A 12285-nucleotide genomic window follows, 5' to 3' on the forward strand; every position below is an offset into this window, starting at 1 on the left:
AAAAACGGCTGGGCTCACCCCCCGAGCAGGTCGCGGACGGCCCCCCTGTCGACGGTTCCGGAGGGGGTCCGGGGGAGCGACTCAATCACCCGGATCGTCTTCGGAACCTCGTAGCTCGCGAGGCGGTCGCGACAGTGTGCGAGGACGGTAGCCTCGTCGACGTCACCGACGACGAGCGCGGCGACTCGCTGGCCCCACTCCGGGTCGGGGAGCCCCACCACGGCGGCCTCGCTGACGGCCTGATGCTCGCGAATCGCCGCCGCGACGTCGCCCGCGTCGACGTTCTCGCCCCCAGTGACGATGCGGTCGTCGACCCGGCCGACCACCCACAGCCGCCCGTCGTCGTCACGGTACCCCCGGTCCCCCGTGTGGAAGCCGTGAGGGCCGAAGGCCGCCTCGGTCCGCGCGTCGTCGAGGTAGCCCGGCGTCACCGTGGGCCCCGAGACCACGAGCTCGCCCCGTTCCCCGGGGCCGACCGGCGAGCCGTCGGCGACGACGCGAACCTCGGTGCAGAGGAGCGGCTGGCCCACCGTGCCCGGATAGGCCGCGGCCGTCTCCGGGCGCGCGGTAGCGATCTGCGAACTGGTCTCGGTCATCCCGTAGGTGGGACAGACCGGGAGGCCACGCTCCCGGCAGCGGTCGACCAGCGTCTCGCTGGCCGGCCCGCCACCCAGCAGGACGACCCGGAGCGACTCGTGGGGGGTCCATCCCTCGTCGAGCAACCGGGTGAGCATCGTCGGCACGAGCGAGACGCCGGTCACGCGCTCCGCGGCGAGTCGCTCGGGGGTCCGCTCGGCGTCGAACCCGCGCTGGACGACGACGGTCGTCCCGTAGAGGGCGCTCCGGACGAACGGCGCCAGCCCGCCCATGTGGTAGGTCGGGAGACAGACGAGCCACCGGTCGCCGGGGGCGACGCCGAGCCGGAACGCCGACGCCGTCGCGCTCGCGACGAGGTTGCCCACGGTGAGCCGGACGCCCTTCGGCTCGCTGGTGGTCCCCGAGGTAAACAGGACCAGTTGCGTATCGTCACGAGCGAACTCGACAGGGGCGGGTGACGGCTCGGCGGCCGCGATGTCGTCGAACGCGTCCACGTCTCCGTTGTCCGCACCGTCGAGCGAGACGACCGGACAGGGAGCCGCCTCGACGGCGAGCGAGCGCGACTCGCGCTCACAGACCAGCAGGTCGGGGGCGAGCGTCTCGAGGGTCGATTCGAGGACTCCGCTCCCCAACTGGAGGTTCAATGGCGCCAGCGTCGCGCCGGCGCGCATCGCCCCGAACAGCAGCGTCCCCACGGCCGCCCGCGTGTCGACGAGCGTCGCGACGCGATCCGCCTCGAACGCCTCGAAGACCGACGCGGCGTCGGCGACGGCCGCGTCCAGTTCGCGGTAGGTCAGTTCTCCGTCCTCGCCGACGACGGCCGTCCGCTCGGGCGTGCTCTCGACCCGGTGGGTCACCAGATCCCGCGTCGGCCAGTCGACGGGCTCAGGCATCCGGTCGCACCTCCGCCGGGTCGATGCCGAGGCCGGCCGCCTGTGGCACGGTCATCTCCCCGTCCCGGACCGTCGTCGGGTCGGGGCCGAGATCGCGCTCGAGTCTGTCGCCGGTCGCCAGCCCGCAGGGTGTGACGTCGGGGACGGCCGCCGCCACGTGCAGCGCCGCCAGTCGCGCGACGACGCCGTCGATCGTCGTCGTGACGACGGGTTCGACGCCGGCCTCGCGGGCGCGTACCGCCAGCGTGTGGGCGTTGCCGGGGCCACCCAGGGCCATCGGCTTCAGGACCAGCACGTCCGCGGCGTCGGCGTCCAGGACCGCGTCGACGCGGCGGCCGACCAGCGACTCGTCGAGTGCCACGCCAACGTCGAACGCCGCCTCGCGCAGGGCGGCGTGGCCCGCCAGGTCGTCGGCCGGCAGCGGTTGCTCGACGTACGAGACGCCGAGATCCCCGAATGCCTCGAACGCCGCCTCGGCCTCCTTGCTCGCCCAGGCCCCGTTCGCGTCGGCCCGGAGGGTGACGGCTTCGTCGACTCGCTTCCGGACCGCGCGGAGTCGGTCGACGTCCGCGGCGACCGGCCGGTTCCCGACCTTGACTTTCACGCAGTCGTAGCCCGCGGCGACGGCGTCCGCGACCGCCCGTGCCGTCTCGGTGGGCGGGCCGTCGCCGACCGTCGCGTTCACCGGGACCGACCTGCAGTCCCTGTCCCCGTCGAACCACCGGTACAGCGGCAGGCCGTCGGCCCTGGCGTCGGCGTCGAGCAGCGCCGTCGAGACGCCGTGGCGGGCCGCCGGGACCGCGAGCGCGTCGAGTTCGAGCAGCGCGGCGCTGTGCCCGCCCGACGCCTCGGCGTCGGCCGCCGCGTCGAGCGCCGCCCGACACTCCGGGAGCGACTCGGTCCATCCCGGCAGCGGCGTCGCCTCGCCCACGCCCGTCTCGCCGCGGTGGTCGTACTCGACGACGGCCCCCTCGCGGGCCTCGATAGTCCCCGTGGCCGTCCCGAGCGGGCGCGCCAGCGGGAGCGAGAACGCCGCGAGCCTCATAGCACCTGCGGGAGCGCCAGGCCCCCGGCGAACAGCAGCGAGTGGACGAACAGCGTCTGGCCGACCCGTTCCAGCGCGGGGTTCAGCGCCGCCCCTTCGGTCTCCGTGAGGACGGTCCGCGAGACGGACCCGGCGAGCGGCAGCGAGAGCAGCGGTGCCAGCGCCCACGGCCCGAACGCGGCGTCCAGCGCGAAGACCACCGGCACCACGTAGGCCATCCCGACCAGTGCCAGGAACTCGACGCGACTCCACGTGTACCCCAGGTAGACCGCCAGCGTCTTCTTGCCCGCGGCCCTGTCCGTCTCCCGGTCGCGAATGTTGTTGACGACGAGGATGGCAGTCGAGAGTGCGGCGGCCGGGAGGCTCGCGGTCACCGCCGTGGCGGTGATGCTCCCGGCGGGGATTGTCGTCGGGAACACCCCCACCGCGGGCATGTTCGCCACGGCCTGGACGTAGTAGGTCCCGGTGACGGCGACCAGGCCGAAGTAGACGAACACGAAGAGGTCACCCAGGCCGCGGTACCCGTACGGGAGGGGACCGCCGGTGTAGAGGATGCCCGCGGCGATGCCGGAGAGGCCCACGACGACGATAGGGAGGCCGCCGACGGCCACCAGGTAGACGCCCACGACGACCGCCAGGCCGTACGTCGCGGCCATCGCCCGCCTGACCTCTGCCGGTTCGATGAGGCCGCCCGCCGTCACGCGCGTAAAGCCTTCCCGCTCGTCCGTGTCCGCGCCCTTCACCGCGTCGTAGTAGTCGTTCGCGAAGTTCGTCCCGACCTGGATGAGCAGCGCCCCCACCAGCGCCGCGAGCGCCGGGCCGAGCGCAAACACCCCGGCGTGGACGGCCACCCCCACGCCGACGACGACTGGCGCGGCACCGGCCGGGAGCGTCTGTGGCCGGGCCGCCATGACCCAGGCCTTCCGTCTCGAGACGTCCGCCGTCGCTGTACTCATTGGCCGGATTTCAGGGCCACACCCCCATATCGGCTGTGGTTGTGCCGACTGGACGCCGCCGGGTCGACCGTCGGGACGGAGGGAGTTCCAACCGGCCTGTCCCGCCTCGTCTCTCGCGGCGAGCGGAGTCAGTAGTGCCAGGGCACGTCGTCGAAGTCCGGCTTTCGCCCCTCGTTGAACGCGTCGCGCCCCTCCTGGGCCTCGTCGGTCATGTACGCGAGCCGAGTGGCTTCGCCGGCGAACACCTGCTGACCGACCAGCCCGTCGGAATCGAGGTTGAACGCGTATTTCAGCATCCGCATGGCCGTCGGCGACTTGTTGTTGATGCGCTCGGCCCAGTCGATGGCCTCCGCTTCGAGGTCCTCGTGGGCGACGACGTCGTTGACCATCCCCATCTCCGCGGCCTCGTCGCCGCTGTATGTCTTCCCGAGGAAGAACACCTCGCGGGCCTTCTTCTGGCCGACCTGGCGGGCGAGGTACGCCGACCCGAACCCGCCGTCGAAACTGCCCACGTCGGGGTCCGTCTGGAGGAACTTCGCGTGCTCCTCGCTGGCGATGGTGAGATCACACACGACGTGTAGCGAGTGGCCGCCGCCGACCGCCCACCCCGGCACGACTGCGACGACGACCTTCGGAATGTGCCGGATCTGGCGCTGGACCTCGAGGATGTGCAGGCGGCCGACGTTCTCCGGTGCGTCCTCGTCGCCGACGTCTCGCAGCTCGCCGCGCTCACCGCTCGACTTCTCCGAGTCGCGCTGCGACTCGCTGTCGTCCTCTGCGTGATACTCGTACCCGCTCTCGCCGCGGATGCTCTGGTCACCGCCGGAGCAGAACGCCCAGCCGCCGTCTTTCGGCGAGGGCCCGTTCCCGGTCAGCAGGATACAGCCCACGTCCGTGAGGCGCTTCGCGTGGTCGAGCGCTCTGGCGAGTTCGTCGACCGTCTCCGGTCGGAAGGCGTTGCGCTTCTCGGGGCGGTCGAAGGCGATGCGCACCGCGCCCGTCTCCGTCGAGCGGTGGTAGGTGATATCGTGGAAGTCGAACCGGTCGACGGCCTCCCACCGTTCCGGGTCGAATATCTCTGAGACCATACCGTGGGTGACGCCGGCCGGTGCAAAAAGATTCCCAGTGGGCGAAACGTTTTCCTGGGTGTTGTGTGTGCATACTCGTGTATGCCCTCCACCTTCGACGACCGACAGATCCGCCTCGCGCTGCTCGGTTTCTCGGTGCTGGTCGTCCTGTACAGCCTCATCATCGTCCAGCAGATACTCCTCGGGTTCCTGGTAGTCGTGGCCCTGTGGTCCGTCTACCTGTTCTACCACCTCGTGGGGATACTGGCACGCATCGCGTCCGCCCTAGAGGACCTCGCCCGCCAGCGGACCGACGGCGGCGGTGACGCCTGGGGCGAAGACGCGACCGGGACCGGGGCCCGCGAGCCCGGGAACCACGACTGAGAATCGGCGGTGAAGATTCACTTCCGCTCCGCATCGACCCACCACCGCCCGCGCACATGACAGAGACGTTCTACGACGTGCTTGGCGTCGAGCCCGACGCGACCACAGACGAGATCGAGGCCGCCTACCGGGAGCGCCTGAAGGAGGTCCACCCCGACGTGAACGACGACGCGGACGCCGGGGCCACGACGCGGGAACTCATCGACGCCCGGGACGTCCTCGTCGACGAGGCCGAGCGGGCGCGCTACGACCGCCTCGGCCACGAGGCCTACGTGGGCGACGAGCCCAGCGCCGCCAGCGCGAGCGAGAACGACGTCGCCAGTGCGGCCCGTCGTGCCGGGTACGGCGAGGAGACGTCGACCAGCGGGCAACGGCACACACGGTCGACCGTCGCGGACGCTCGAGAGCGAGCACGGGCCCGTCGTGACCGAGAGCGCCGTGCCAGCGAACGCGTCCGGCAGGGACGGGCAACCGAGGCGACCACCGACGCCGCCGGGTCCGAGGCCAGCCCACAGGGGACAGCGTCCGACGCGTCCGGCGACTCGCAGTCGACCGCGACTCGGACGTCAGGGGCCCGCGACGGGTCCGGGTCGGACTGGACCGTCGGCGCCGGCTACAGCGTCAGGAACTCCCCGAGCTGGGGATCCCAATCCGGCAACCTGATTCCGACCGGTCGGGACCTGACGCTGCTCGGCCTCACGTTCTCGCTGTATCCGGTTTTGCTGTTCAGCGCGCTCGTCCCGGCCTTCCCACTCTTCGTGAACGTCGTCCTCGGGGGGTGTCTCCTGCTGGTCGTCGGCTACCTCCAGTCGAGGCCCCGCATCGCGCTCCTGGTCTTTGGTCCCTGGAGCATCGTCGTGCCGTTCGTCCTGCTGGGGCTGAACCTCTCGTTCGTGTCACTGGTCGGTATCGCCGCCCTGCTGGCCACCTGGCTGCCCTTCGGGTTCACCGTGCTCACCATCTCCGTCCTCCGCCTGTAGGACACCCATCCACGGTGCGCTGGCCCCCTCTCGAGGGCCCCCCCCGAACGGTCTCTCGTCGGTCACTCGCGTGGCAATCCGCTCGCCGACCCTCCGCGAGTGGCGACAGTCCCGCGGACCCGTGCGGCCAGGTCGTCCCGGACGGCGTGGCTCTGTCCGGCGTCGAACCGCACTTCGAGCACCTGCGTGCCGTCGCGTTCGACCGACTCACCGAAGGCGTCGAGGAAGTCCTCGCGGCCGTCGACCCGGCGGAACTCCAGGCCGTAGAGGTCGCCCGTCGGACCGAAGTCCAGCCCGTGGGGGGTCTTGAACTGCGTCTCGAACGTCTCGTGGTCCTCGATGGGGAGGACGTGGAAGATGCCCCCGCCGTCGTTGTTGACCAGCACGATGGTCGCGTCGACGCCACAGCGGCCGACCGCGAGCAGACCGTTCATGTCGTGGTAGTACGCAAGGTCGCCGGTCACCAGCACGAGCGGGTCGTCCGTCGCACTCCCCGCGCCGAGCGCCGTGGACGTGATGCCGTCGATGCCGCTGGCGCCGCGGTTCCCGAGGACCGTGAGATCGGCGGTCCGCGGCCGGCCGAACCGGTCGGCGTCCCGCACCGGCATGCTGTTCGAGACGAACACCGTCGCCGGGTCCGGTACGTTCCCGAGGACGTCGGCCAGGACCCCGCCCTCCCAGTACGTCTCGCCGAGTGTCGCCTCGACGGCGTCCCAGTGGGCGTGCTCGGCGGCAACGAACCGGTCGCGCCACCCGTCGTCGGCGCGACCGACGACTCGCTCGGCGAGGCCTTCGGCGGTGCCGTCCGCGTCGGCAACGAGCAGGTCCGTCGCGGTGAACTCCGCCTCCGTCCAGCCGCCCGTCGGATCGACGACGAACTGCCGGCAGTCGGCGTCGCGCAGGTAGTGCCGGAGCGGTTTCGAGGTGGGCGAGGCGCCAAAGCGGACCACGACGTCGGGGTCGGGCCAGTCGGCCGTCGCCTCGGAGCCCAGGTACGCGTCGTACCCGCCACAGACGGGGGCCTTGAGGGTGCCGACGTGTGGGCCAAAGCGGAGGTCAGAGAGCGGGTCGGCGAGCATCGGCGCGCCCGTCGCCCCGGCGAGTCGCGCGAGCGCGTCCGGGCCGAGTCCGTCGTCGTCCGGACCCGCGACGACGAGGGGTCGCTCGGCGTCCTCGAGCGCACCTGCGACGCGCTCGAGCGGCGCGTCGTCGAGCGTCGGCCGTCCTGACGCCGTCGTCACGAACGGACCCTCGCGTCCGTTCGCCTCGAGCGGGTTGGCCTCGGCCCAGTCGTCGGGCACGCCGTCCGGGTCGTCCCCGGGGACCGGCGTCGGTTCCAGCGGCTTGCGGAACCGACAGTTGAGGTGGACCGGCCCCGGGTCGGCGCCGGTCGCCGCGGCGAGCGCCCGGGCGGCCGTCGTCCGCAGCATCCGCACCTTCCGCGGTTCGGCCTCCGGTTCGGGCATGTCGCGGTACCACCTGACGGCGTCGCCGTACAGCCGCTCCTGGTCGACGGTCTGGTTGGCCCCGCTGTCGATGAGCTCGGGCGGCCGGTCGGCCGTCAGGACGAGCATCGGGACGTGCGACTGCGTGGCCTCGACGACTGCGGGGTGGAAGTTCGCCGCCGCGGTCCCGGAGGTACAGACCAGCGGGGTCGGCCGCCCCGTCCGGCGGGCCCGGCCGAGCGCGAAGAAGGCCGACGAGCGCTCGTCCAGGTGCGAGTAGACCGTCACGTCTGGGTGCTGGGCGAACGCGACGGTCAGCGGCGTCGACCGGCTCCCGGGCGAGATACAGACGGCGTCGACGCCGCCGGCGGCGAGTTCCTCGACCAGCGTCTCGGCCCACAGCGTGTTTACGTTCGGGTGGCTCATTCCAGTTCGTCGAGCATCGGCCGGTACTTGAGCTGGACCTCGTCCCACTCGCGGTCGGGGTCGCTGTCCGGGACGATGCCGGCGCCGGCAAACAGCGTCGCGGTTCGTCCGCGGGCCACCGCGGAGCGGATGCCGACCGCGAAACTGCCGTTGCCTGCGGCGTCGACCCACCCGACTGGGGCGGCGTACCACCCGCGGTCGAACGTCTCGGTCTCGCGGATCGTCCGCAAGGCTGCGTCCGGTGGGAGCCCGCCCACGGCCGGCGTCGGGTGGAGCGCCTCGACCAGGTCCAGCACGTGCCGGTCGCTGTCGAGTTCGGCGGTGATGGGGGTCCGGAGGTGCTGGACCGTCGCCAGGCGGCGGACGCTCACCTCGCCGGCCCGTACCGACGAGGCGAACGGCTCGAGCTGGTCGCGGATGGCGTCGGCGACCAGCTGGTGTTCGTGGCGGTCCTTCTCGCTCTCGAGCAGTTCCGTCGCGAGCCACTCGTCCTCGGCCGGGGTGTCGCCCCGTCCGGTCGACCCCGCGAGCGCCTCGGTCCTGACCGTGCGCCCCCGCAGGGAGACCAGCCGCTCGGGCGTCGCGCCGAAGAAGGTTCCGCCGTCCGACAGCGAGAGCATGAACCGGTAACACTCCGGGTACGTCCGTGCGAGACGCCCCAGCGCGTCGGGCACCGAGAGCTCGTCGCGCAGGGTGGCCGCGAGCGACTGGGCCAGGACGACCTTCTGCAGGTCGCCCCGTTCGACGCTCCGCAGCGCCGCCCGGACCTGCTCGCGCCACCCGTCGCGGGTCGGCGTCCGCTCGACGTGGTCGATGCCGGGTGGGTCGCCGACCGGCCCCTCGTCGACGTCCGCCAGGCGCTTTCGCCACGTCTCGAGGGACGCCTCTGCCGTCTCCCTCGCGTCCGGGCCGGTGGCGACCGTCGTGAGCCAGGCGCCCTCGGCCGTCTCGGTCAGCTGGGCCACAGGCAGGAAGAAGGCGGCCCCGGGAAAGCCGTTCCACGGCGACGTATCGCCGGTCGCGTCCCCGTCGTGGAAGGCGAACCCGCCGAACAGCCGGGGCCGCGCCGCGCGTGGGAGGTCGGCCTGGGCCGGACACGACTCGAAGAGTGACTCGGCGACCGCTCTGACGTCGTCGAAGCGCGTCGGGCCGTCCGCCGTGACCGTCGCGGCCGCACCGCGAGCGGCCACCGTCTCGGTCCCCGTCGCCCACGCGAACCGCGGGCGAGCGTCCGTCTCGAGAAGCCCCCTGACCGGGGCGCGGTCCACGCGACACCCACGTGCGACGACTGACGTCTCGCCGACCGTCGCCTCCTCGCCACGCAGTGGTTCCATTGGCCCGGTCTTAGGAGTCCGTCCCTTTGAGCCTAACTATCGTGTGAACGGCCTGGCGGCGTCCCGCGAACGCGGCGGGAATCGCCGAGCGTCGGCGGCCGGCCACGGTCCGACCCGAACGTCTCAGACCCCCGCCAGTTTTAAATACGGGTTGCTCTAAGCACCCCATGTTGCGATGCCAAAGGTAGAGATAACGGTCCCGGAGCACCTCGAGATGCAGATCGCCCAGCTGGTCGAGCAGGGCGAGTTCCTCAACCGCGAGGAAGCCATCGAAGACCTCCTCTCGACGGGTCTCAAGGCATACAAGACATCCGGGCCACAGGATCAGGACGAGGAGCCAGGCTTCGAAGACGACGGGATGATGGGACACGACGACGAGTACGTCTTCTGAACCCACGCGTGCCGGTCTGGTATCCCTTCCCGGGTAATTCTTATACCGCTCCCATCACATAGAGTAGACAACCATGCACAAAGACGAGCTGCTGGAACTCCACGAACAGATGGTGACGATAATGGAGTTCTTCCGTGACGAGATGGACTCCGTCGATGCCGACCTGTTCGACCCGTACCAGGAACTCGACGTCCGCCCGTCGGACGTCCACAAGTCCAAGAGCGAGCACAAACACGCCGTGTTCGTCCTCGGGAACGCGCTGGCGACTGCGATGAGCGAGGACGAGTTCTCCGACGCCGGCCGCGTCGGCAAGCGGATGCAGGAACTGGCCGAAGACGCAGAGCGCAAGCTCTGAGTCGGCGAGTGGACGTGGCTCTCTTTTTCTCTCTCTACCGGTCTACAGTGACTGCTCCGTGTCGGCCGCACGGGTGACTGCCGGCCGGCTCACCGCCCCTCGAACTCCGGGTCGCGCTGTTCCATGAACGCTCGCGCCCCCTCGTCGTGGTCGCGAGTCGTGAAGGCCACTCCCTGGGCGGTGGCCTCGCGGTCGAGGGCCTGCTCGAACGAGGACTCGACGCCGCGGTCGACGAGTCGTTTCGACTGGGTCAGGGCGACGGTCGGCCCCGACGCGATGGTCTCGACCATCGCCGTCACCTCCGACGCGAAGGTCCCGTCGTCGAAGACGCGCGTGACGAGCCCCAGCTCCAGCGCCTCGTCCGCACCGACCGTCTCGCCGGTGAACACGAGTTCTTTGGCCTTGTTCGGGCCGACGAGCCGGGGCAGGAAGTACGAGATGCCCGAGTCGACCGCCAGACCGACCCGGCGGAAGCCAAAGCCGAGCGCCGCGTCCGGACTCGCGAGCTGGACGTCACAGGCGAGCGCCAGGCCGGCCCCCGCGCCGAAGGCGGCCCCGTCTAGCTTCGCGACGACCGGGAGCCGGCAGTCGTAGACCGCTGCCACCGCGTCGTTGATGGCCCTCGCGGCGTGTTCCACCCGGTCGGCCGGCGGGACGTCGGTGGCCACGCCCTCGACCATCGCACCGATATCCCCGCCCGCACAGAACGCCTCGCCGGCGCCCTCGAGGACGACACAGCGGGCGTCGCTGTCGGCGATGGTCTCGAACCGCCCGACGAGCGTCCGCGCGGTGTCGACGTCGAGGGCGTTCCGCAGGTCCGGCCGGTTCAGCGTCACCGTCGCCACGCCGTCGGCGATACGCAACGCCACGATGTCTGTGGACATGGCTCACCCGACGCCGGGGAGCAGCAAAACCCTGGCGTCCAACCTGGTTTGGTACGGTCTTTTGTAACGGCCGACACAAGGGAGACGTATGCGCATCCACTGGCACCGCCGGGACCTGCGGGCGACCGACAACGCCGGCCTCGCGCGGGCGACCCCCGCTGACCCCGTCGTTCCGGTGTTCGTCTTCGACCGCGACGTACTCGCCCACGCGGGCCCGCCCCGCGTCGCGTTCATGCTCGACGCGCTAGACCGGCTCGCCGAGCGGTACCGCGAGGCGGGTGGCCAGCTGCTCGTCGCCAGCGGCGACCCCCGGGAGGTCCTGCCCGAGCTCGCGACCGAACTCGGCGCGGACCACGTGACCTGGGGCCGGGACTACTCGGGCCTCGCCCGCGAACGCGACGCGGCGGTGCGACGCGCGCTCGACGACGCGGCCGTCACTCGCGAGGCCGTCCAGAACGCCGTCCTGCACGAACCGGGCGAGATAACGACCAACGACGGCGACCCCTACAGTGTCTTCACCTACTTCGGCCGGAAGTGGCGGGACCGGGAGAAGACGCCGCCGTACGACCCGCCGAGCGACGACGCGCTCGCGTCCGTGGAGGTGGCGTCGATGGGCGACCTTGCCGGGACCGACCTGCCGACGCGCTCGGACCTGGGCTTTGCCGACCCCGAGGCAGACGTGCCACCGGCGGGGACGCCGGTCGCCCGGGACCTGCTCGCGCAGTTCCTCGAGGCGGACGTGTACCGCTACGACGACCGGCGGGACTACCCGGCCGAGGAGTGTACGTCGCGACTCTCGCCCCACCTCAAGTTCGGCACCATCGGCATCCGGGAGGTCTACGAGCGGACGGCCGCTGCCAGGGATACCGTCGAACCGGGGAGCGAGCGGGCGGCGTCGGTCGACGAGTTCCTCTCGCAACTGGCCTGGCGCGAGTTCTACACGCAGGTGCTCGCCGCGAACCCGAACGTCGTCACGGCGAACTACAAGTCCTACGAGCGTCCCATCGAGTGGAACCACGACCCGGCGGCCCTGCAGGCCTGGAAGGACGGCGAGACGGGCTACCCGATCGTCGACGCGGGGATGCGACAACTGCGGGCCGAGGCGTTCATGCACAACCGCGTGCGGATGATCGTCGCCTCGTTCCTGACCAAGGACCTGCTGATCGACTGGCGGGAGGGGTACGACTGGTTCCGGGAGAAGCTGGTCGACCACGACACGGGCAACGACAACGGGGGCTGGCAGTGGGCCGCCTCCACCGGGACCGACGCGCAACCGTACTTCCGCATCTTCAACCCGATGACCCAGGGAGAACGATACGACCCCGACGCCGAGTACATCAAGCGATACGTCCCGGAACTCCGGGACACGGACCCCGAGATAATCCACGGCTGGCACGAGGCGTCGCTCACCCAGCGGCGCAACGCCGCCCCCGAGTATCCCGACCCTATCGTCGACCACAGCGAGCGCCGCGAACAGGCCATCGCGATGTTCGAGCAGGCTCGCGGCGAGGACTAGCCGTCGTCGCCA

At 71.1% G+C, this 12285-nt stretch carries 12 protein-coding genes; 5 read left to right on the forward strand and 7 right to left on the reverse strand.

The genetic code is table 11. The features are described 5' to 3' along the window. Positions 1 to 14: 14 nt before the first annotated feature. From P1K88_RS09690 to P1K88_RS09705, 4 genes are all read right to left on the reverse strand, one after another. Positions 15 to 1490: a class I adenylate-forming enzyme family protein gene (locus P1K88_RS09690; protein ID WP_276409975.1), complete on the reverse strand. Its 1476-nt coding sequence runs from the start codon at positions 1488 to 1490 to the stop codon at positions 15 to 17. After that, positions 1483 to 2535 carry a mandelate racemase/muconate lactonizing enzyme family protein gene (locus P1K88_RS09695; protein WP_276409976.1) on the reverse strand — a complete coding sequence of 351 codons (1053 nt, stop codon included), beginning with the start codon at positions 2533 to 2535 and terminating at the stop codon, positions 1483 to 1485. Before P1K88_RS09695 ends, P1K88_RS09690 begins: the two co-directional genes overlap by 8 nt. Beyond that, positions 2532 to 3491, reverse strand: coding sequence for a 1,4-dihydroxy-2-naphthoate polyprenyltransferase (locus P1K88_RS09700; protein WP_276409977.1), 960 nt, complete (start codon positions 3489 to 3491; stop codon positions 2532 to 2534). The genes P1K88_RS09695 and P1K88_RS09700 overlap by 4 nt, the downstream gene beginning before the upstream one ends. 128 nt (positions 3492 to 3619) lie before the next feature. Beyond that, the gene (locus P1K88_RS09705) at positions 3620 to 4579 is read right to left on the reverse strand and encodes a 1,4-dihydroxy-2-naphthoyl-CoA synthase (protein ID WP_276409978.1); all 960 of its coding nucleotides are present in this window, start codon (positions 4577 to 4579) and stop codon (positions 3620 to 3622) included. A gap of 81 nt (positions 4580 to 4660) precedes the next feature. Here P1K88_RS09705 and P1K88_RS09710 point away from each other — a divergent pair, with 81 nt between their 5' ends. Together P1K88_RS09710 and P1K88_RS09715 are read left to right on the forward strand one after the other, a co-directional pair. Continuing rightward, positions 4661 to 4942, forward strand: coding sequence for a DUF8066 domain-containing protein (locus tag P1K88_RS09710; RefSeq protein ID WP_276409979.1), 282 nt, complete (start codon positions 4661 to 4663; stop codon positions 4940 to 4942). A 56-nt stretch (positions 4943 to 4998) separates the two neighbouring features. After that, entirely contained in the window at positions 4999 to 5922 is a 924-nt protein-coding gene (locus tag P1K88_RS09715; protein WP_276409980.1) for a J domain-containing protein, read from the forward strand. A 62-nt stretch (positions 5923 to 5984) separates the two neighbouring features. Here the strand turns inward: P1K88_RS09715 and menD are convergent, their stop codons facing one another. Continuing rightward, a complete protein-coding gene (gene menD, locus P1K88_RS09720; RefSeq protein WP_276409981.1) occupies positions 5985 to 7793 on the reverse strand; it encodes a 2-succinyl-5-enolpyruvyl-6-hydroxy-3-cyclohexene-1-carboxylic-acid synthase in 1809 nt (602 codons plus the stop codon). Then, positions 7790 to 9127: an isochorismate synthase gene (locus tag P1K88_RS09725; protein ID WP_276409982.1), complete on the reverse strand. Its 1338-nt coding sequence runs from the start codon at positions 9125 to 9127 to the stop codon at positions 7790 to 7792. Before P1K88_RS09725 ends, menD begins: the two co-directional genes overlap by 4 nt. 175 nt (positions 9128 to 9302) lie before the next feature. Between P1K88_RS09725 and P1K88_RS09730 the strand changes: the two genes are divergently transcribed. Then, the gene (locus P1K88_RS09730; RefSeq protein WP_276277220.1) at positions 9303 to 9518 is read left to right on the forward strand and encodes a ribbon-helix-helix domain-containing protein; all 216 of its coding nucleotides are present in this window, start codon (positions 9303 to 9305) and stop codon (positions 9516 to 9518) included. Between the two features lie 73 nt (positions 9519 to 9591). Continuing rightward, the gene (locus tag P1K88_RS09735; RefSeq protein ID WP_276409983.1) at positions 9592 to 9873 is read left to right on the forward strand and encodes a UPF0058 family protein; all 282 of its coding nucleotides are present in this window, start codon (positions 9592 to 9594) and stop codon (positions 9871 to 9873) included. 89 nt (positions 9874 to 9962) lie between these two features. Here the strand turns inward: P1K88_RS09735 and P1K88_RS09740 are convergent, their stop codons facing one another. Continuing rightward, on the reverse strand, positions 9963 to 10757 hold the full coding sequence (locus P1K88_RS09740) for an enoyl-CoA hydratase/isomerase family protein (protein WP_276409984.1): 795 nt from the start codon (positions 10755 to 10757) through the stop codon (positions 9963 to 9965). 88 nt (positions 10758 to 10845) lie between these two features. On the opposite strand from P1K88_RS09740, the gene P1K88_RS09745 reads away from it, so the two are divergent. Next, positions 10846 to 12273 carry a cryptochrome/photolyase family protein gene (locus tag P1K88_RS09745; RefSeq protein WP_276409985.1) on the forward strand — a complete coding sequence of 476 codons (1428 nt, stop codon included), beginning with the start codon at positions 10846 to 10848 and terminating at the stop codon, positions 12271 to 12273. Positions 12274 to 12285: the final 12 nt, after the last annotated feature.

The sequence above is a fragment of the Haloarcula halobia genome, assembly GCF_029338255.1.
Lineage (GTDB): Archaea > Halobacteriota > Halobacteria > Halobacteriales > Haloarculaceae > Haloarcula > Haloarcula halobia.